Origin of the sequence: Vibrio navarrensis, from assembly GCF_000764325.1 — a bacterium.
GTDB classification, from domain to species: Bacteria; Pseudomonadota; Gammaproteobacteria; order Enterobacterales; family Vibrionaceae; genus Vibrio; species Vibrio navarrensis.
The window spans coordinates 1334501-1354600 of sequence record NZ_JMCG01000001.1 but is presented as its reverse complement, the minus strand read 5'-3'; the positions used below and the strand labels follow the sequence as shown (position 1 = coordinate 1354600).

20 protein-coding genes are annotated in these 20100 nt (G+C 48.7%); 6 read left to right on the top strand and 14 right to left on the bottom strand.

From position 1 onward, the window contains the following. Nucleotides 1-4: 4 nt before the first annotated feature. The 13 genes from tolA to aspS all read right to left on the bottom strand — a co-directional run bounded on the left by tolA (nt 5) and on the right by aspS (nt 12069). A complete protein-coding gene (gene tolA / locus EA26_RS06120) occupies nt 5-1072 on the bottom strand; it encodes a cell envelope integrity protein TolA (protein ID WP_039425568.1) in 1068 nt (355 codons plus the stop codon). Nucleotides 1073-1085: 13 nt separating this feature from the next. After that, entirely contained in the window at nt 1086-1511 is a 426-nt protein-coding gene (gene tolR, locus EA26_RS06115; RefSeq protein WP_039425566.1) for a protein TolR, read from the bottom strand. After that, a complete protein-coding gene (gene tolQ, locus EA26_RS06110; protein ID WP_039425563.1) occupies nt 1511-2194 on the bottom strand; it encodes a protein TolQ in 684 nt (227 codons plus the stop codon). Before tolQ ends, tolR begins: the two co-directional genes overlap by 1 nt. After that, a complete protein-coding gene (gene ybgC / locus EA26_RS06105) occupies nt 2184-2615 on the bottom strand; it encodes a tol-pal system-associated acyl-CoA thioesterase (protein ID WP_404975773.1) in 432 nt (143 codons plus the stop codon). The genes tolQ and ybgC overlap by 11 nt, the downstream gene beginning before the upstream one ends. 133 nt (nt 2616-2748) lie before the next feature. Beyond that, nucleotides 2749-3051 carry a cyd operon protein YbgE gene (gene ybgE / locus EA26_RS06100; RefSeq protein WP_039425557.1) on the bottom strand — a complete coding sequence of 101 codons (303 nt, stop codon included), beginning with the start codon at nt 3049-3051 and terminating at the stop codon, nt 2749-2751. Continuing rightward, nucleotides 3044-3151: a cytochrome bd-I oxidase subunit CydX gene (gene cydX / locus EA26_RS20265; protein WP_000270284.1), complete on the bottom strand. Its 108-nt coding sequence runs from the start codon at nt 3149-3151 to the stop codon at nt 3044-3046. Before cydX ends, ybgE begins: the two co-directional genes overlap by 8 nt. Before the next feature lie 12 nt (nt 3152-3163). Then, nucleotides 3164-4300 carry a cytochrome d ubiquinol oxidase subunit II gene (gene cydB, locus EA26_RS06090; RefSeq protein WP_039425511.1) on the bottom strand — a complete coding sequence of 379 codons (1137 nt, stop codon included), beginning with the start codon at nt 4298-4300 and terminating at the stop codon, nt 3164-3166. A gap of 17 nt (nt 4301-4317) precedes the next feature. Next, nucleotides 4318-5904: a cytochrome ubiquinol oxidase subunit I gene (cydA, locus tag EA26_RS06085; protein WP_039425508.1), complete on the bottom strand. Its 1587-nt coding sequence runs from the start codon at nt 5902-5904 to the stop codon at nt 4318-4320. Nucleotides 5905-6360: 456 nt separating this feature from the next. Then, nucleotides 6361-7365 (bottom strand): Holliday junction branch migration DNA helicase RuvB, encoded by a 1005-nt coding sequence (gene ruvB, locus EA26_RS06080; protein ID WP_039425507.1) that lies wholly within the window; start codon nt 7363-7365, stop codon nt 6361-6363. Between the two features lie 21 nt (nt 7366-7386). Next, a complete protein-coding gene (ruvA, locus tag EA26_RS06075; RefSeq protein ID WP_039428809.1) occupies nt 7387-8001 on the bottom strand; it encodes a Holliday junction branch migration protein RuvA in 615 nt (204 codons plus the stop codon). A gap of 79 nt (nt 8002-8080) precedes the next feature. Continuing rightward, entirely contained in the window at nt 8081-9532 is a 1452-nt protein-coding gene (locus EA26_RS06070) for a methyl-accepting chemotaxis protein (protein WP_039425505.1), read from the bottom strand. A 121-nt stretch (nt 9533-9653) separates the two neighbouring features. Then, the gene (gene ruvC, locus EA26_RS06065) at nt 9654-10175 is read right to left on the bottom strand and encodes a crossover junction endodeoxyribonuclease RuvC (RefSeq protein WP_039425503.1); all 522 of its coding nucleotides are present in this window, start codon (nt 10173-10175) and stop codon (nt 9654-9656) included. A gap of 115 nt (nt 10176-10290) precedes the next feature. Further along, nucleotides 10291-12069, bottom strand: a complete 1779-nt coding sequence (gene aspS, locus EA26_RS06060) for an aspartate--tRNA ligase (protein ID WP_039425500.1) — start codon at nt 12067-12069, stop codon at nt 10291-10293. A 269-nt stretch (nt 12070-12338) separates the two neighbouring features. Between aspS and EA26_RS06055 the strand changes: the two genes are divergently transcribed. From EA26_RS06055 to EA26_RS06030, 6 genes are all read left to right on the top strand, one after another. Next, a complete protein-coding gene (locus EA26_RS06055) occupies nt 12339-13205 on the top strand; it encodes a DUF72 domain-containing protein (protein ID WP_039428807.1) in 867 nt (288 codons plus the stop codon). Between the two features lie 101 nt (nt 13206-13306). After that, the gene (gene cmoA / locus EA26_RS06050) at nt 13307-14044 is read left to right on the top strand and encodes a carboxy-S-adenosyl-L-methionine synthase CmoA (RefSeq protein ID WP_039425497.1); all 738 of its coding nucleotides are present in this window, start codon (nt 13307-13309) and stop codon (nt 14042-14044) included. Between the two features lie 84 nt (nt 14045-14128). After that, a complete protein-coding gene (gene cmoB / locus EA26_RS06045; RefSeq protein WP_039425494.1) occupies nt 14129-15100 on the top strand; it encodes a tRNA 5-methoxyuridine(34)/uridine 5-oxyacetic acid(34) synthase CmoB in 972 nt (323 codons plus the stop codon). A gap of 127 nt (nt 15101-15227) precedes the next feature. Then, nucleotides 15228-15971, top strand: a complete 744-nt coding sequence (locus EA26_RS06040; RefSeq protein ID WP_039425492.1) for an ATP-dependent zinc protease family protein — start codon at nt 15228-15230, stop codon at nt 15969-15971. Between the two features lie 8 nt (nt 15972-15979). Next, nucleotides 15980-17485 (top strand): inactive transglutaminase family protein, encoded by a 1506-nt coding sequence (locus EA26_RS06035; RefSeq protein ID WP_039425489.1) that lies wholly within the window; start codon nt 15980-15982, stop codon nt 17483-17485. Between the two features lie 3 nt (nt 17486-17488). Then, nucleotides 17489-18469 (top strand): alpha-L-glutamate ligase-like protein, encoded by a 981-nt coding sequence (locus tag EA26_RS06030; RefSeq protein WP_039425487.1) that lies wholly within the window; start codon nt 17489-17491, stop codon nt 18467-18469. 125 nt (nt 18470-18594) lie between these two features. Here EA26_RS06030 and EA26_RS06025 read toward each other — a convergent pair whose 3' ends face one another. Continuing rightward, on the bottom strand, nt 18595-20061 hold the full coding sequence (locus EA26_RS06025) for a coniferyl aldehyde dehydrogenase (protein WP_039425485.1): 1467 nt from the start codon (nt 20059-20061) through the stop codon (nt 18595-18597). Between the last annotated feature and the right edge of the window lie 39 nt (nt 20062-20100).

Genomic DNA, 20100 nt, shown 5'->3' with positions numbered 1-20100 from the left:
CCTTTTATTCGAAATCAACGGTTAAATTGATATTCTTAAGTTCTTGATTTACAGCATCATCTCGATGTTTAGGAAATTCACCGACTTGCGCGATAGCACTCTTAGCTGCATTACAAACCATTGCGTCACCAGAAATCACTGCGACATTGCTAACCAATAAGCCTGTGCTTGTCGGTATCAACCTGATATTGACTCGGCAAGACTTTCCCAACAAGTATCGATCCTTAAGCAATTTATTCTCAATAAGTTGCTTATAAATAGCACCTTGTGAGGCAATTTCATTACTCACATAACGAGAGCGCGCCTGTTGATTTTCCGCTGTTTCGTCTTGCAAACCAGAGAAAATATCATTGAGCGCTGCTTCTTTCTCTTTGCGTTCTTTTTCCAGTTGCTGCAAACGTGCTTTCTCTTTGCGCGCCTTTTCCGCAGCCTCGGCAGCGGCTTTCTGTTTAGCAATCCGCTCTTGCTCTGCTTTTTGTGCAGCTTCGCGCTCACGGCGAGCCTTTTCTTCGGCTTCTCTCGCCGCTTTTTCGTTTGCTAGACGCTCTTGTTCCGCTTTAGCGGCAGCCGCTTCTTTCGCAACGCGCTCTTGTTCGGCTTTTTTAATCGCTTCTTCTTTCACTTTCCGCTCAGCTTCTAGCTTAGCGGCACGATCTCTTTCCTGTCGCACCTTCTCTTCTGCGACTTTTTGCTCTTGCTCTCTCTTTTTACGCACCTCTTCAGCTTCACGTGCTGCTTTCGCATCACGAACTTGCTGCTCTTTTAACTTACGCAATTGCTCTTCTTCTGCTTTGCGGTTCTTTTCCAACTGTTCAGCTTCACGACGCAACTTGTCCAGCCGCTCCTGCTCTTTCTTCGCAGCTTTTTCTCTCTGCTGACGGATTTCATTCGCTTGCTGCTGTACCAACTTAGGGTCAATCACCACAGCCTGTACCATTTGCCCAGAAGCTTGCGGTTTAGGCATATTAAAATCGGTGCTCCAAAGCAAAGCGACGACTAAAACGACATGCAGGAGTAGTGAGACCACAATAGGGACTACGAAATCATTCTTTTTATTTTTCTTTTCTCTCATGATCGCGTCTGACTTATTCTATGTCGGTTAGCAGGCCAACTTTTGGGATGCCAGCTTTACTAAGTTCATCGAGCAATAACACAATTTCTGCGTACGGTGTTGCGGCATCACCACCAACAGCAACAGGCGAATTAGGTTTAAGAGAAAGCTCTGCTTTAACTCGCAAAATAACGTCGGCCAACGATAGACCACGTTGCACTTCTTCGTTATTAACGCTTAACCCGAGCTGCCCATTCTTATCGATTTCAATGACAATGTAAGAAAGGCTGTTCTCAGAAGCCTCACCAGTACTTGCCTTCGGTAGTTCCACATCCACCCCTTGAGTCACAAAAGGGGCTGTTGCCATAAAGATGATCAGCAAAACCAACATAACGTCGATATACGGCACCACGTTGATCTCCGCTGTCATCTTGCGCTTTTTCGGTTGATAACCCGCCATCAGTGGCTACCTGCCATGGCTTGACGGTGCAAAATACTGTGGAACTCTTCTGAGAAGGTGGCGTAGTTGTGTTCCAGCTTCGTCACTTTATTACTCAAACGGTTATAGGCCATAACAGCAGGGATAGCGGCAAACAAGCCCATAGCTGTGGCAATCAAAGCCTCGGCGATACCGGGGGCGACCATAGAAAGGGTGGCTTGTTTCACTTCACCTAAAGCAATAAAAGCGTGCATGATGCCCCAAACGGTACCAAATAGCCCAATATAAGGGCTGATTGAGCCAACCGTTGCCAAAAATGGCAGACTGTTTTCTAAATCATCCACTTCACGGGAAACGGCAACACGCATTGCTCTGCCCGTCCCTTCCATAACATAAGCCGGTGAGTTGGCATTGGTTTTACGTAATCGAGCAAACTCAGTAAAACCAGCATAAAAAATCTCTTCTGCGCCAGAGAGGTTCTCTTTTCTGGCCTTCACTTGCTGATATAGCTGAGAAAGGTCGATACCAGACCAAAATTTGTCTTCAAACTCTTCAGCGTCTTTGCTCGCCTTCGACAACACCTTGCTGCGCTTGATGATCATGGCCCAAGAGACGACTGACATACCAAGCAAAGTTAACATGACCAACTTAACCAACAGGCTCGCTTGTAGAAAAAGATCTAAGATAGAAATATCAGCAGTCACTATTTGTTAACTCCGAAATAATAGATGTGGGAATGGCAAAAGGTTTCATTTTCAAATTATCGATACATGCTACCTTAACTGTTGCTTTACACAACAACCGCCCTTCTTCATTGACCAACTCTTGACAAAAGGTCAGAGAAACGCGCTTAAATTCGCCAATTCTGCTTCGTACGGTCAACTTTTCATCGAGTCTTGCTGCATGTATAAAATCGATATCCATATGTCGGACCACAAAACCGATATTTTGTTTCAGTAGCGCATCTTGTGAAATCCCAGCCGAGCGCAGTAGCTCTGTTCGAGCACGTTCGAAAAACTTGAGGTAGTTGGCGTGATAAACCACCCCTCCGGCGTCCGTATCTTCATAATAAACCGTCACTGGCCAAGTAAAAGCTTGGTTATTGCTGTTCAATTTCGTACCGATTCAGTGCATGGATTAAAGCGATTACTATAACTTAAGTCACATAAATTGGTACCACACGCCTGCCTTTTTTTGAATTGTGTGGAGAAAATAAAAAGCCAGGCACTTGGCCTGGCTCAATTATTAACCATCTCGGTTACAAAATGTGTAAAGCGGTTAAAAACAGCAGAATTGGGATTGAAAAATAGGGGCTAAACAAGAGCTGCCAATACCAATTTTTCGGCGTAAACCCAACACCATACACCATGCTCGAACACACCGCCCAAATGAGCGCTGGGCCAATCAGCACATTAAAACCGCCGATTGCAGTTGCGTAGGCGTGAGGCTCCCACATCACTAAACCAACATGAACAAAACCAAGCACTAGCGTGAATGCTTTCAGCCACGTTCTGTCGAACGGTTCATGCAGTGTCGCGATCTGTTCTGCTAGTTTATTCACTGTCTTTGTCCATCATTTCTGAATGCTCTAGCCAAAGAGCGTTGATGATGCCAAATGCACAAGCAAGCAGTACACCGAGAATCCATGCGAAATACCACATAGTCTTTGCTCCTTAGTAAAGTGAGTTTTTGTTGTCTTCAATGAATTTGCTGTCTAAGCGGCCAAACATTTTGTAGTACGACCACGCAGTGTAGGCCAAAATGATCGGCACCATCACAAAGGCAACGCCCGTCATCAAATTCAGTGTCAACTCAGATGAAGTCGCATCCCACATCGTTAAGCTGTGACTTGGCATCAGATCCGATGGCATGATGAATGGGAACATGGCAAATCCAGCCGTAAAGATCACACCCGCATTCCCTAGGCTTGAAGCTAAGAACGCCAAGGCCCCTTTTTCAAGACGAGAAGCAACCACCGCCAGTAAAGGCATCAGTACACCCAGCGCTGGTGCAGCCCATAGCAGTGGATAAGCTTCAAAATTGTTCATCCAAGCACCCGCTTGACGAACCACTTCTTTATTCAGTGGGTTTGAAGCGGCCATGGTATCGATGCTGCCAACGATGACGTAACCGTCAATGCTCTGGATCCAAAAGCCTGCTGCCACGAAAGCAAGCGCTGTCAGCACACCAGTCAGTTGTGCAACATTGCGCGCACGAACGTGAACCGCATCTGTGGTTTTCATTTGCAGCCAAGTCGCACCTTGCATCAGGATCATAAACAAGCTCACCAAGCCACAAAGCAATGCAAACGGATTCAGCAGACCAAAGAATGAACCATGATAGGTTGGCATCAAGAATTCACTCAGTTGGAATGGTACGCCTTGCAGTAAGTTACCAAACGCAACACCAAAAATGACAGGCGGCACAAAACCACTGATCGAGATACAGATATCCCAAGTGTTGCGCCATTTGGCATCTTCAATTTTTGAGCGGTAATCCAGACCAATCGGACGAAGCCATAGCGCGGCCAACGTCACGATCATCGCTAAGTAGAAACCAGAGAACGAGGTCGCGTAAACCAGTGGCCAAGCGGCAAACAGGGCACCACCAGCGGTGATAAGCCAAACTTGGTTACCATCCCAGTGTGGCGCGATCGAGTTGATCATCACGCGGCGTTCATTGTCATTTTTGCCAATCACAGGGACGAGCGCACCCACCCCCATATCGAATCCATCGGTAATTGCGAAACCAACGAGTAGTACACCAATCAGTACCCACCAGATTAATCGCAAGATTTCGTAATCAAACATCTTGTATCTCCTTGACCTTACGCTTCGACCTGACGACTGACTTTGTCTACAACAGAGTCTGCATTTTGTTCGAAGTGATAACGACCTGTTTTCAGGCTGCTTGGGCCTTTACGGGCGAACTTCACCATGAGGTAAACTTCTGCGATTAAGAACACGGTATAGAGCGCCAAAATAGCGAACAACGATGTCCAGATTTCGCCAGCGCTCAGCGCAGAGGCCGCCACATTGACAGGTAAGATTTCGCCGACGGCCCAAGGCTGGCGACCAAATTCAGCCACGAACCAGCCCGCTTCGACTGCAATCCAAGGAAGCGGAATACTGAACAGCGCCGCTTTGAGTATCCATTTCTTCTGCTCGATCTTTTGACGACAGGTTTGTACAAACGCGGCACCAAACACGAACAACATAATGAAACCACAAGCAACCATGATGCGGAATGACCAGAACAGTGGCCAAACCGTTGGGATAGAATCATCTGCAGCCGCTTGGATCTGCTCTTCTGTCGCGTCGGTCACTTTGTCTGTGTAGCGTTTCAGCAACAAGCCATAGCCTAAGTCACCTTTGACCTCATCAAAAGCCGCCATATTGGCAGATGATTTATCGCCAGCGCGCAGTTTTTCCAACAATTCATAGGCGTACATGCCGTTACGAATACGGTCAACGTGCTGATCACGCAAGTCACGCAAGCCCGTCACTTGTTCATCAAATGAACGCGTGGCAATAATACCCATCACATAAGGGATCTTGATGGCGTAATCGGTATGCATCGCATCCTGATTCGGCAGACCAAACAGCGTGAAAGCGGCAGGCGCTGGCTCTGTGTGCCACTCTGCTTCAACAGCGGCTAGTTTCACTTTCTGCACTTCACCAAGCTCATAGCCTGATTCATCGCCAAGCACGATAACAGAGAGGATAGCGGCCATACCAAACGAAGCGGCAATAGCAAAAGAGCGGCGAGCAAAAGCGATATCTCGGCCCTTAAGCAAGTAGTAAGCACTGATGCCTAAGATGAACATTGCGCCAGTGGTGTAACCAGAAGCCACGGTATGGACGAATTTCACTTGAGCCACCGGGTTAAGCACTACTTCAGCAAAGCTCACCATCTCCATACGCATGGTTTCGAAGTTGAACTCTGCGCCCACTGGGTTTTGCATCCAACCATTCGCCACGAGAATCCACAATGCAGAGAAGTTAGAACCTAAGGCCACCAACCAGGTCACCGCTAGGTGTTGACGTTTAGATAGACGATCCCAACCGAAGAAGAAAAGACCAACAAAAGTGGATTCTAAGAAGAAGGCAATCAGGGCTTCTATCGCGAGAGGTGCACCAAAAATGTCACCTACGTAGTGCGAATAGTAAGACCAGTTGGTACCGAACTGGAACTCCATGGTTAGGCCAGTAGCCACACCTAGAGCAAAGTTAATCCCGAACAGCTTACCCCAGAACTTTGTCATGTCCTTATAGATCTGCTTATCGGTCATTACGTACAGTGATTCCATGATGGCTAACAGAAAAGCCATGCCCAGAGTCAGAGGTACGAACAGGAAGTGATACATCGCTGTCAGCGCAAACTGCAACCGCGATAGATCAACTACGTCAATCATAGTAACTCCTATGTGTCGGCTGAATGACACTCTCTACATTTTACAACTCACCAGTGTTGAGAAAGCTTCGTACTTGTTTAAATAAAACAAGTGTTTGTTGCAAAAATGTACCGTATTGGTTAGTTAATTGTTAAGCGTCAGCTAATATAGCTAGAGCTAATACTACTGCTAAACCTATCTTGTTTCAAAAAATTTATAGGGAGATTCTGCGTTGATCCAAATCAATATAATCTGTTCATTCCTGAACAAAAAAGCATCAAATTGATCTAAATCAACTCGCAGAGAGGGGAGTTGTTAAATGAAGGTAACCACAGAGAATCAAAGGGAAAATAAGTAACACCAAGGATTAACATTTGACCACTTTTTCTTACCTACAAAGGGGTAGTGAGATTTTAAATAACGTGAAACAAATCACATTAAGCACAGAGCCAGATCTGACGTTCTGGCTCTGCAAACTTATTTTTCTATTCCGAAATGGAGATAAGCCCTATCTGTTGCGATCCGGCCTCTGGGTGTTCTTTGTAAATAACCTTGTTGAATGAGATACGGCTCAAGTACATCTTCAATCGTATCCTTTTCTTCACCGATCGCAGCAGCCATGTTGTCTAACCCGACAGGGCCACCAGAGAATTTCTCCATGATAGCGAGCAGCAGCTTTCTATCCATATAGTCGAAGCCCTGCGAATCGACATCCAGCATATTCAACGCAAGATCCGCAACCTCAGCCGAAATGTGCCCATCACCTTTCACTTCGGCGTAATCTCGTACACGTCTTAACAAACGGTTGGCAATACGCGGAGTACCACGTGCGCGTCGCGCCACTTCCAGCGCACCTTCTGCATCCATTGAGAGATTCAAACAACTGGCACTGCGCTGCACGATATTTTGCAAGTCAGGAATTTTGTAGTACTCAAGGCGCTGAGTGATACCGAAGCGATCGCGTAGCGGTGAGGTAAGGGAGCCCGCTCGCGTGGTCGCGCCAATCAGAGTAAAAGGCGGCAAATCGATTTTGATCGAACGCGCCGCTGGGCCTTCACCAATCATGATGTCAAGTTGATAATCTTCCATCGCCGGGTAGAGTACCTCTTCAACCATTGGGCTAAGACGATGAATTTCATCAATAAATAGCACATCATTCTCTTCGAGATTGGTCAGCAGCGCGGCCAAGTCTCCCGCTTTTTCTAACACAGGCCCAGAAGTAGTACGAATATTCACGCCCATTTCGTTGGCGACGATGTTAGCCAGGGTGGTTTTCCCCAAGCCCGGAGGACCAAAAATCAACAAGTGATCCAACGCTTCACTGCGCAACTGGGCCGCTTTGATAAAGATTTCCATCTGGTCACGCACATGATCTTGGCCTTGGTAATCTGCCAGTTTCTTGGGACGAATGGCGCGATCAATCACATCTTCGTCACGAAATGTAGGGTTCTCCGGTGCAATTAAACGATCTGCTTCAATCATATCAATACCTTTATTGCACCCTTAGATCATGGATTTCAGCGCTTCGCGGATCACCTGCTCGCTGGTCATGTCCGGTTTAGCCACTTGTGCGACAACTTTCGACGCTTGAACAGGTTTGTAGCCCAGCGCTAACAACGCGCTTACCGCTTCGTCTTCAGCGTTACTGCTTGCTGCCGCGCCGATATCTGCTGGTGCGGCATCGGTGAATGGGGTAAAGAGATCGCCAGCACCCCACCCTTTGAGGCGATCTTTCATCTCAACCACCAACCGCTCTGCGGTTTTCTTGCCAACACCCGGCAGCTTCACAAGGGTCGAGATATCTTCGCGCTCAACCGACGCGACAAATTGGCTGGCCGTCATGCCGGACAAAATGGCCAGACCCAGTTTTGGCCCTACACCATTGGCTTTAATTACTTCACGGAACAAAGCACGCTCTTTGACCGTGTTAAAACCGTACAGCAGTTGCGCGTCTTCTCTCACCACAAAATGAGTATAAATCACGGCTTCTTCACCCACATGAGGCAACTCGTAGAAACAGCTCATCGGCATCTGCACTTCATAGCCGATACCGTTAACTTCTATCAAAACTTCAGGGGGTTGTTTTTCCAGCAAAATGCCGCGAAGACGTCCGATCACGTTAAATACTCTTTGGAAATGAATTTGCGACAGAATAATAAAGAACTGGATAGACATCCAGTTCTTTATTGGCGAGCGTTCAGATTTTTGAGACGACTTGTTCTAACTGGGACGTTAACTGACGAACCGTGTCAACTTGCTGCCTTAGTTGCGTGCCATTCGCCGCGACAATTTCAGAAATACTTTTCGTGTTCACTACGCCTGACGCTACTTCGCTACTGGCTTGATCCAACTCGTTAAGCGCCGTCATTTGCTGACTCATGATATCGGCCAAGCTGTTCACGTCAGAGGAAATCGTTGTCACTTGGTCGATGATCTCAGCCATTCGCTCGGCACTGGAGTGAATCACATGCTGGCCATGCTTCACTTCCTGCTCACTGCGATCAAGCAAATTTCGGATCTCAACAGCCGAGTGGCTGCTTTGCGAAGAGAGTTCACGTACCTGATCGGCAACCACAGCGAACCCGCGGCCTTGTTCACCCGCTCTCGCCGCCTCAATCGCCGCATTCAACGCCAATAGATTGGTTTGCTCCGCAACTGAGGTGATCAAATCCGCCACTTTCATGATCTGTTCGTGGCTTTCTAAGATCTGGCTAATGGCCTCTGTCGAGGCATTAAGCAGCTCTGAGCTTTTTTCAGCTTGATGATGTACCAGCTCACTCTTTTGCCGCAGCTCTTGCACAAAACGGCCCGATTCCTCAACCCCCTGCGCCATTTGGTGTACTTGCTGGCTCATTTGCTCTGCGGCACTGGCTTGCGACTCACAGTTGAGATTCAGTTGAGTGACTTGACTATCAAGCGTTGTCGATTGGCTTTCCAGCGCTTGAGAAACGATGTTCAACTGGTTGGTATTGGTAGTGGCATGCGCCAGCACAGTCGACAGGTTTTTCTCACCCTCCTTCGCTTGCAAAGCCACCGCTTCACTTTGCGCTTTCGCCCGTTCAGCCCCTTCAATCGCATTGTCACGCTGTCGGGCAGTAAACGCCTGAGCAATACAAATCACCACCAGCGGCAAAATGGTTCCCGACCAAATCTCTACACGTGTTTCTCCAGCGGATAAAGTTAAATGGGGAAAGGGAGTTCCTGCAATATGTTGATAAGTCATGATGGCGGAAATCGCGATGACAATGCCACTCCAAGTGAGCGCCATAGCGCGTGTCGCTGAGAGGAAAAAAGCCACCACCAACAGCGGGACCCAATAGGTCTGGGTCGAATCCACCACGCCACCACTTTGATAGATGATGTTGAGCGCATGCAGCGTCATACCGACAAATCCCAAGTTGAGGGCTAAGGTCGGATTTTTAAACCACTTGAGACAAAATGCAGCCAGCAACTCGAGTGCGATTAACGCGATTGACGTGATGACCAGGCTTTCGCTGCCGTGCTTACTCCACTTGATTAAACTGTAAACGCCAACGAGAAACGCGATGAACGTAAAGAGAGATAAGATGTCAGCTTGCCGCTGCTGAGCGCTTGTCCACTCGCTTTGCGAGGGAACAAAAAACTGACGCCATAAGGTGGCTGGATTCATGCTCAATCTTCCTGATCGAAACTGTTATGACCTCCGACCACTATATCTACGTAACATTTGGATAACAAATCTCATTTTTGATTCTGTTTCGGCTGTCTCATTTTTCTGCATCGCTTGGCTATCAGCGATAACGACCTTTTTTGGCACTGGTTGCTTGGCCTGCTAATGCAATCAATGTCTTATTAGTATTGGCGTGACAAATCGCCACCCCCAACGCATCTGCCGCATCCGCCTGCGGCTTAGCAGGTAACTTGAGCATATGCTGCACCATGTGCTGAACTTGCACCTTGTCTGCGCCACCATTGCCCACCACGGCCTGTTTAATTAGACGCGCCGCATACTCATACACTGGCAGCTCTGCATTCACCGCGGCCACGATCGCACTCCCCCGGGCTTGACCCAGTTTCAGCGCGGAGTCGGCGTTTTTTGCCATAAAGACTTGTTCAATGGCAAACGCATCCGGTTGGAACTGAGTGATGATTTCGCTTACCCCAGCGTAAATCTGTTTCAGCCGACCGGGCAGGTCTTTTTCCGAAGTGCGAATACAACCGCTGCCAAGGTAGTAAAGATGGCGGCCATTCTGACGAATCACACCGTATCCCGTGACACGCGAACCCGGATCAATCCCAAGAATAATAGACATGACTTTCCCACTTTATTTTTGTCATGTGGATAACTGGCTTCATCTTAGAAAAGATGACTCCTGTGTGAAAACAAAAACTCCCGCAAAGGCGGGAGTTTTTTCACAAACTTAACGCTTACTCAGCGCTTTTCTCTTTTGCTAGCGTGACCGAAATCGCCAGCTCTTCCAACGCCGCCGCATTAGCAAGACTTGGCGCATCGGTCATCAGACACGCTGCCGCAGTGGTTTTCGGGAAGGCAATCACGTCACGGATGTTTTCCGTACCACACAGCAACATCACCAGACGATCCAGACCAAACGCCAAACCTGCGTGAGGCGGTGTACCAAATTTCAACGCATCTAGAAGGAAGCCAAATTTGATTTTCTGCTCTTCGGCTTCAATGCCCAGTAGATCAAACACGGCAGCTTGCATTTTCGCGTCATGAATACGCACTGAACCGCCACCCACTTCGTAGCCGTTTAGAACCATGTCGTATGCGTTAGATAACGCACCTTCTGGGTTGGCTTTCAGCTCTTCTGGCGTCATGTTAAGCGGTGAGGTAAATGGGTGGTGCATTGCTGCAACATTGCCTTCACCATCACTCTCAAACATTGGGAAATCCACCACCCACAACGGCGCCCAAGCGGACTCGTTAGTGATAGCAAGATCTTTACCCACTTTCAGACGCAACGCGCCCATCGCTTCGGCAACCACGTTGGCTTTATCGGCGCCAAATAGGATGATATCGCCAGATTGCGCGCCCGAGCGCTCAATGATCTCAGCGACGATGTCATCAGAAAGGAATTTGGCCACTGGAGATTGAATACCTTCCATGCCAGCGGCAAGATCATTGACTTTCAGCCATGCCAAGCCTTTCGCACCGTAGATAGACACAAATGATGTGTATTCATCGATTTGTTTACGCGTCAAAGCCGCACCGCCAGGAACGCGCAGAACTGCAACACGACCTTTTTCATCGTTCGCCGGGCCAGAGAAGACTTTGAAATCTACTTCTTTGAGCAGATCAGCGACGTCAACCAATTCCATCGGGTTACGTAGGTCTGGCTTATCACTACCAAAACGGCGCATCGCTTCGCTGTAAGGCATCACTGGGAACTCGCCCAAATCAACGTTCAGCAACTCCAGCCACATTTCACGGATCATTTTCTCCGTCATGGCACGCACTTCATCTGACGTCATGAATGACGTTTCAATATCGATCTGAGTAAATTCAGGCTGGCGGTCTGCACGCAAATCTTCGTCACGGAAACATTTGACGATTTGGTAGTAGCGGTCAAACCCAGACATCATCAGCAGCTGTTTAAACAACTGTGGTGATTGAGGCAGCGCATAGAAGTTACCTTTGTGCACTCGGCTTGGCACCAAGTAGTCTCGCGCACCTTCCGGCGTCGCTTTGGTCAGCACTGGCGTTTCGATGTCAAGGAAACCATTGGTATCGAGGAAACGGCGAACAAAGCTCGACGCTTTGGCACGCAGTTTAATGCGATCACTCATTTCTGGACGACGCAGGTCCAAATAGCGATATTTCAGACGTTGCTCTTCTGAGTTTTTCTGGTTGAAGTCCAATGGCAGCACGTCAGAGCGGTTAATGATCTCAAGGCCTTTGGCCAAGATTTCCACTTCACCCGTTGCCATCTCCGCATTGATTTGGCTCTCTGGGCGCGCACGAACTTCACCCGTGAGTTTGATACAGAATTCATTACGCAGTTGGCTTGCGATCTCGTACGCGTCCGCCATATCCGGATCGACGACTACCTGAACGACACCTTCGCGATCTCGCATATCGATAAAAATCAGACCGCCTAAATCACGACGGCGGTTAACCCAGCCGCATAGCTCTACAGTTTGTCCTGCAAGGGACTTGTTCAGGTGACCACAGTAATGGGTACGCATAATGAAATTCCCAATCTCTCTTCAATTGATAACGACTCCGCCGGTGAATTTCTCCGCAGAGCAAAGGTCCATTTATACGCTGAAAGTCTAAGAAAATCGACTAGTCAGAATACAATTTATTGCGTTTTATCATGCATTGGTGCTTTTTAATACAACAACTGTTCAAAAGCACAGCAAAGCATAAAAATGGGTCGCGATTATAGCGTGAAAGTACCTATTGGGGCAAAACTGCCGTAAAGTAATCAGGTGGAATGAGAGCAAGGTAAATGATGAATAAACTCCCTATTCGACTCGGCTTAACGATGTGGTCGCACAACCAGTGGCAACAGAGCTTTTATGGATCCGGCACTAAGCCTGCGCAGCGATTGGAAAAGTATGCGCAAGTCTTTCACACCGTGGAGGGCAACACCACCTTTTATGCCACACCTAACGCATCTACAGTGAGCAATTGGTCTGCGGCCACACACGATGAGTTTCGCTTTACCTTCAAATTGCCCAAAGCAATTACCCATCAACAAATGCTGCAAGGCTGCCAAGCAATGCTGGCGGATTTTCTGCACATTATGGCCCCTTTGCATGCACGCATCGGCCAATGGACGATTCAATTGCCTGCCGCCTTTGCTCCCGAATATTTGCCAAGGCTACAACGCTTTTGTCAGCTTTTTCCGCGCGATTTTCCGCTTGGCGTGGAAGTTCGCCATCCGGCCTTTTTTGCCAAAGGCGACGATGAAAAACGCCTTAACCACTGGTTAATGGAGGCAGGTATAGATCGCATTATTATGGATAGCCGTCCGGTTTTTGCCGCTGCTCCCACCAGCGATGCCGTCATTGATGCCCAGCAGAAAAAACCGCGCGTGCCTGTGCACGCGATTGCTACCGCCCATCATCCGATGATCCGTTTCATTGGTCATCCGGATCTTGAGGCAAATCTGCCCTTTTTCCAGCCTTGGCTGACAAAGCTGCCACAGTGGATAAGTGAAGAAAAACAGCCCTATGTGATGATCCATACGCCCGATAACATCTTAGCGCCCGAACTCGCGCTCAAACTCTACCAACAGTTGCAGCAAATGGTGCAATTACCTGATTTGGCAAATTTTCCAGCAAACGACAACCAACCGCAAATATCGATGTTCTAAACAGAGCACGGCAAAACATGACACACGCGTCAATTTCCCCTAAAATACGCGCCTTTTTAGTGCCTGCGTCGTTGTAGGCCAGTTGCATGCAGAGAATGGTTATGAACCCCAAAAGCAATCCAGATACTATTTTTTCGGCTCCAATCGATAAAATTGGGGATTTCACCTTTGATGAGCGTGTTGCCGAAGTCTTTCCGGACATGATCCAGCGTTCGGTGCCGGGTTACAGCAACATCATCTCTGCCATCGGCATGCTGGCTGAGCGCTTCGTCAAACCGCACAGCAAGGTGTACGATCTGGGCTGCTCACTAGGGGCCGCGACCTTATCAATGCGCCGCCACATCAAACAAGAAGGGTGTCAAATCATCGCGGTCGATAACTCACCTGCGATGGTCGAGCGTTGCAAACTGCATATCAACGCTTATCGCAGTGATACGCCTGTTGAAGTCATTGAAGCGGACATTCGCGACATTGATATCGAAAACGCCTCTGTGGTGGTACTCAACTTCACTTTACAATTTTTAGTGCCCGCCGACAGAAGAGCGCTACTGGAAAAAATCTATCAGGGGCTACGCCCAGGCGGCATTTTGATCTTGTCGGAAAAATACGTGTTTGAAGACAAAGTCTCGAACGAACTGCTGATCGACTTACACCATGACTTCAAACGCGCCAACGGTTACAGCGAACTGGAAATCAGCCAAAAACGCAGTGCCATTGAAAACGTGATGCGCCCAGATTCTATCGCAGTGCACAAAGCACGTTTCGCTGAAATTGGCTTCTCCAGTTTCGAAGTGTGGTTTCAATGCTTTAACTTTGGCTCAATGTTTGCCATCAAATAGTCACCACGTGCTATACATAACGGCCGACTCTGCCGTGCAAACTAATACATAAAAAATGACTTAACCAACAGTGATCAACTAACCATGTTTAACTTTGCAAATTTTTATCAACTTATTGCTCAAGACACTCGTCTGCAACCTTGGCTCAATGTACTGCCACAGCAACTGACAGATTGGCAAAATGCGGAGCACGGTGATTTTGATCGCTGGTTACGTGCACTCAACAAAATCTCTGCCGATGCGCCAGACAACATCGAGCTCAAGCAGTCGGTGACCATTTCAAATCACCAACCTATGCCCATCGGTGAGCTGAAAAAACTCGAAAGCTTACTGCGCACTTTCCACCCTTGGCGCAAAGGGCCATACCATGTGCACGGCATTCATATTGATACCGAGTGGCGCAGTGATTGGAAATGGGATCGTGTTCTCCCGCATATTTCGCCACTGAAAAACCGCAGCGTGCTGGATGTCGGTTGCGGTAACGGTTATCACATGTGGCGCATGCTTGGTGAAGGGGCACGTCTGTGCGTGGGGATTGATCCTTCCCATCTGTTTTTGATTCAGTTTGAAGCGATTCGCAAGTTGATGGGGGGAGATCAACGCGCTCACCTTTTGCCTTTGGGTATCGAGCAACTGCCAAAGTTGCAAGCGTTTGATACCGTATTCAGTATGGGTGTACTCTACCATCGCCGTTCACCGCTCGATCATCTGATCCAACTGAAAGATCAGCTCGTTTCCGGTGGTGAGTTGATTTTGGAAACGCTGGTCATCGAGGGCGATGAAAACGCCGTCTTGGTACCGAAAGAGCGCTACGCGCAAATGCGCAATGTCTACTTTTTCCCTTCTGCGCGCGCATTGAAAGTATGGTTGGAATTGGTCGGCTTTGAACAAGTGCGCATTGTGGATGAAAATGTCACCTCGATTGGAGAGCAACGTAGCACCGATTGGATGACTCACAATTCACTGCCAGATTATCTTGATCCGAGCGATGCGAGCAAAACCGTTGAAGGCTATCCAGCGCCTCGCCGCGCCGTGTTAGTTGCGAAAAAACCATAATTGACACTCTCTTGACTCAGAAATTTGAGTATCACCATACCCTTACATGAGGATGCTTCACGCATCCTTTTTATTAAGCTAAACTCCCAAATACAAATACTTAATCCTCATAACCATAAGGCATTCAATGTTACTACGATTGACGCCAGCACTCGCTTTTGTTCTGTTATCTGGCTGCACATTAACCAACAGCGAGCAACATCAACAACAAATGCTCTCCGCCCTGCACGATTCTGAAGCGCGTATTACCAACAGAATCGAAAACCTGACTCTTCAATCCTCCAATCAGGTCGATTACATTGAAAGCTTAGAAAATCAGATCCTCGAACTACAAAAAAAAATCGCCGAGATGCCCCAACCTCAAGCTCCAGTAGCCGTTGCCGTTCCTAAGGCGGCCCAACCCGAAGTCGTCGCAGTCAAACATGCTCCAGCCAAAACAGACATTGTTCTCGGCGCTATTGAGAAAGTGACGATTGATTCGATTAAACAGTCTTTTGATGCGCGTGTTGATACAGGTGCGGCAACCTCTTCACTCAATGCGGTTGATATAGAAATCTTCGAGCGCAATAGCAAACAGTGGGTGCGTTTTCATCTCGCCGACAGCACCCAACCTGCAACCGAGGAAAATTGGATTGAAGCGCCGATTATTCGCTTCGTCAAAATCCGCCAGTCTACTAATGATGAAACCGAACGCCGCGCAGTCGTTGAGCTGTGGGTGAAGGTGGGGGCGATTCATGAAAAAGCACAATTTACATTGGCAGACCGCTCACAGATGAGCCATCCAGTTCTGCTTGGCCGCGAGTTTATTCGTGATATCGCTCTGGTGGACGTCAGTCGTACGTACATTCAGAGCGAAGCAAAGAAAAAATAAGGTAGATCATGACTTCCCGAATTCCTTTTTACCTATCCATCGTCTTGCTTATTGTCGCCGGGGTGACTTTAAGCGTTTTTAGACACCAGACTTATGGTGTTCCTTGGGCTCCTGGCGAAAGCCGACAAATTTGGGATATTGAGGCGCGAATTGAGTTTAACGCGCAAGGTCAGGAGGTAAAAGCCTCCCTTGCCGCCCCAAATACGCAAACCGGTTTTACCTTGATTAGTGAAACGGCCTCTTCGCCGGGTTACGGTGTTTCCTACGTCAATACGGATGCAGGCCGCCGCGCAGAGTGGTCGATTCGCAAAGCTTCTGGCGCACAGACAATTTATTACAAAACCCAGTTTTTGGTTGACCCGCACGCCAAAGCCACGCCTATTCCTCCGGCAGAGACCATCGAAAAACCGACCTTTACCGGCCCGGAGCAAACCGCGGCCGATGCATTGATCAATCAAGCAATGAGCCGTTCTTCAGACAACGTGACGTTTACACGTGAACTGATCAAAACGCTCAATGATCCCGATAGCCAAAGTGCGGCGCTGCTGCTCAACAACCAAGACAAAACCACGACGCTCTATAAGCTGCTTTCGAGTGCCGAAGTACAGAGCAAAATTGTCGGAGTCATCGAGCTCGAAGATGGACGTCGCCGCCAAACTATTCAACCTATGGTCCAGGTATGGAATGGTCAAGAGTGGCTGCTGTTTTCACCGAGCTCAGAGCAACACGCAACATCGGCCAACCTACTGGTATGGGATGAGTCCAACATCTCTTTGTTAGATTTGATGGGCGGTCAGAACAGCCAAGTGCACTTTTCGATGATTGCTCAGGACATCTCTCCGCAGCAAGCGACCAACAACAAGGTTGAAGCCGATGGGTTGCTAAACCTTTCCATTCACAGCTTGCCGCTGGAAGAACAAGCGATGTTTAAGACCATCATGTTGATCCCGATTGGCGCGCTGATTGTGGTTTTCCTCAGGGTGATCATCGGCCTGAAAACCTCAGGGACCTTTATGCCGGTACTGATCGCAGTGGCGTTCGTACAAACGCAGTTGGTCACCGGCATTGTCGGCTTTTTGCTGATTGTCGGCACCGGTTTAATCATCCGCAGCTATCTGTCTAAACTCAACCTGCTGTTGGTTGCACGAATATCGGCGGTGATCATTACGGTGATCTTAATCATCTCCATATTTACCGTGGTGGCGTTTAAGATCGGTTTGACCGAAGGGCTTTCAATCACCTTCTTCCCGATGATTATCTTGTCTTGGACCATCGAACGTATGTCCATTTTGTGGGAAGAGGAAGGCGCCAAAGAGGTTATCTTGCAAGGTGGTGGCTCGCTCTTTACCGCCGTGTTGGTCTACCTTGGTATGACCAACAGCTATGTGCAGCATCTGACCTTTAATTTTATCGGCCTGCAGTTGATCGTTCTTGCCGCTATTTTGCTGCTGGGTACTTACACAGGTTACCGTATCACCGAGTTGCGCCGCTTCAAGCCTCTGGTGGAGGACTAATTGATGCTATCGATTTTGCCTAACTACACCTCGCCGTTTAAGCTGCGCCGCAAAGGGATTATGGGCATGAACAAGCGCAACCATAGCTACATTGGGCGCTATAACGACCGCTCTAAATACCCTTTGGTGGATGACAAGCTGCAAACCAAAATCATCGCCCAGCGCGCTGGGTGTACGGTACCGCAATTGATTGGTGTGATCAGCAATCAGGTTGAAGTTAAAACCATTCATGAGATGGTCAAAAGCTGGCCCGGCTTTGTTATCAAACCGGCGCGTGGCAGCGGGGGTAAAGGCATTTTGGTGGTCACTTCACATAAAGATGGCGTCTATACCAAACCCTCTGGGGCGACCATCAATAAAGAGGAAGTCGAGCGCCATTTAAGCAATACACTGGCCGGACTCTTTTCTCTGGGCGGAAAAAACGACGTTGCGGTGGTGGAAAACCTTATCAAATTTGATGACTGTTTTGACGGTTTCAGTTTTGAAGGGGTACCGGATGTGCGCATTATTGTCTTCAAAGGCTATCCAATCATGGCGATGATGCGCTGCTCGACGGCCGCATCCGATGGCAAAGCCAACTTACACCAAGGCGCCGTCGGAGTGGGCATTGACATCGCGACAGGTAAAGCGGTGCGCGCGGTGCAATTTAACCAGCCAGTCACCCATCATCCAGATACCGGAAAAGAGCTGGCAACACTGCAGGTTCCCCATTGGGAGCGCTTACTTACATTGGCCGCCAGCGCATGGGAAATGACCGGGCTTGGCTATATTGGCACCGACATGGTGTTGGATAAAGAAGAAGGGCCAATGGTGCTTGAGCTCAACGCTCGCCCGGGTTTAGCGATTCAGATAGCCAATGGCTGTGGCTTGCTACCAAGGTTGCACCATATTGAAAATTTAGGTACTCAGCTCACGTATCCAACACCGGCAGAGCGCGTCGCATATTCAGCCAAACAATTTGGCGTGATTACATCACGCGATTAATCGCCACAACGGCCCACAACCAATGTGGGCCTTTTTCTGCCTAGCCCACTTGTTGTTTTCCACTGGCGGTTATCGACTGTCTTAGATGCAAACGGGCAAATCACATCAGCCGTCAGCCATCGGCTTTATAGATTTCTGTCGGCCTTGCCGACAAACAGCCGCAAAACCAGCTTTTGAATCAAACGGCCATAAGGCGGAGAAAACAGACTGATCGGGAACCAATCTCGCATCAGCAAAACGCTGCGCGCATGGCTTAGCTCACGAAACCCTTCTTCACCGTGATAGTTACCGATACCGGAATTGCCAATTCCGCCGAATGGCACCGAATGATTCATCACATGCCAGCCCCAATCGTTGATGGTGACGCCGCCGCTATGGGTCTGCGCTAGGATTTGCTCACGCTGAGCCTCATCGTGACTAAAGAGGTAACAAGCCAGCGGCCGTGGACGTTGATTGATGTAATCGACCACCTCTTGCACGTCTTGATAACCGTGCACGGGAAGCAGTGGGCCAAAAATCTCTTCCTGACAGATGCGCATCTGTGGCGTTAGTTGCGTCACTACATAAAGCGGCGTTTGTCTGCCATCGCCATACTCAAGACATTGTGTTATCTCTGCGCCTTTTTCGCGGGCATCCTCCAGAAGCTGATGAAAACGTTGATATTGCGCCTCATCCACCAGCGAGGTGTAATCCTGATTACCAGAAAGCTGGCGATACACTTTACTGTGCGCTTGTTTCATCGCCGCCACAAATTCGGCCATTTTCGCTTGCGGTACAAAGGCATAGTCAGGTGCGATGCAAATCTGCCCTGCATTAAACCCTTTACCATGGGCGATACGCTGCGCCGCCTGAGTGATATCAAAGTCATCCAGCACAATGGCTGGCGATTTACCACCGAGCTCCAAAGTCACTGGGGTGAGATTGGCAGCCGCATTCGCCATGATAACCCGTCCGCTGGCTGGCGATCCGGTAAACACCAAGTGGTTAAACGGCAAATGGGAGATCTGCATCGCTTGAGGGTGAGTGCCATCCACCACACAAACCAAGTCCTGCGGGAAAATCTCACTCAACATCTGCCTCAAGATTTGGCTGGTTTTCGGGCAGTTTGGCGGCATTTTTATCATGCAGCGATTGCCTGCCGCCAAGGCGGTGATAAGTGGCCCAACAGAAAGATAAATCGGAAAATTCCACGGACAAATGATCCCCACCACCCCTTTGGGCTGATAACGCAGCTCCAGTTTATTGCCCTTAAACATCAGCTCTGTGGCGCGGCGGCGCGGTTTCATCCAACCTTTTAAATGACGCACGACGTGGTTGATGTCTAAAATCGGCGCGAGTACGTCAGCCATTTTCGACTCAGTTACGCTGCGGCCAGAAAAATCGTCACTCATCGCCTGCGCAAGCACATCTTGATAGCGACTTAACTGTTTTTTCAGCGCCAGCAACCGCTGCTTCCTTTGGCTAAAACTTGGCATTGGATCTTGCTGATAAGCGCGCTTGAGCGCATCAAACCAAGACTCAAGCTCATTGGCTGCCTGAGCGGGTGTTGCTTCAAAATGGATATCCGTTTCGGGTTTCACCAGTGCATTCATTGCATCTTCCTCTGTCATCGCTGGCGTATATTAACATCC

Bases quoted from the DNA above. Each gene is read 5' to 3' on its own strand.
- tolA (WP_039425568.1), bottom strand. From the start codon at position 1,072: ATGAGAGAAAAGAAAAATAAAAAGAATGATTTCGTAGTCCCTATTGTG.
- tolR (WP_039425566.1), bottom strand. From the start codon at position 1,511: ATGGCGGGTTATCAACCGAAAAAGCGCAAGATGACAGCGGAGATCAAC.
- cydX (WP_000270284.1), bottom strand. From the start codon at position 3,151: ATGTGGTATTTCGCATGGATTCTCGGTGTACTGCTTGCTTGTGCATTT.
- cydB (WP_039425511.1), bottom strand. From the start codon at position 4,300: ATGTTTGATTACGAAATCTTGCGATTAATCTGGTGGGTACTGATTGGT.
- cydA (WP_039425508.1), bottom strand. From the start codon at position 5,904: ATGATTGACGTAGTTGATCTATCGCGGTTGCAGTTTGCGCTGACAGCG.
- ruvB (WP_039425507.1), bottom strand. From the start codon at position 7,365: ATGATTGAAGCAGATCGTTTAATTGCACCGGAGAACCCTACATTTCGT.
- EA26_RS06070 (WP_039425505.1), bottom strand. From the start codon at position 9,532: ATGAATCCAGCCACCTTATGGCGTCAGTTTTTTGTTCCCTCGCAAAGC.
- ruvC (WP_039425503.1), bottom strand. From the start codon at position 10,175: ATGTCTATTATTCTTGGGATTGATCCGGGTTCGCGTGTCACGGGATAC.
- aspS (WP_039425500.1), bottom strand. From the start codon at position 12,069: ATGCGTACCCATTACTGTGGTCACCTGAACAAGTCCCTTGCAGGACAA.
- EA26_RS06055 (WP_039428807.1), top strand. From the start codon at position 12,339: ATGAATAAACTCCCTATTCGACTCGGCTTAACGATGTGGTCGCACAAC.
- cmoA (WP_039425497.1), top strand. From the start codon at position 13,307: ATGAACCCCAAAAGCAATCCAGATACTATTTTTTCGGCTCCAATCGAT.
- cmoB (WP_039425494.1), top strand. From the start codon at position 14,129: ATGTTTAACTTTGCAAATTTTTATCAACTTATTGCTCAAGACACTCGT.
- EA26_RS06040 (WP_039425492.1), top strand. From the start codon at position 15,228: ATGTTACTACGATTGACGCCAGCACTCGCTTTTGTTCTGTTATCTGGC.
- EA26_RS06035 (WP_039425489.1), top strand. From the start codon at position 15,980: ATGACTTCCCGAATTCCTTTTTACCTATCCATCGTCTTGCTTATTGTC.
- EA26_RS06030 (WP_039425487.1), top strand. From the start codon at position 17,489: ATGCTATCGATTTTGCCTAACTACACCTCGCCGTTTAAGCTGCGCCGC.
- EA26_RS06025 (WP_039425485.1), bottom strand. From the start codon at position 20,061: ATGAATGCACTGGTGAAACCCGAAACGGATATCCATTTTGAAGCAACA.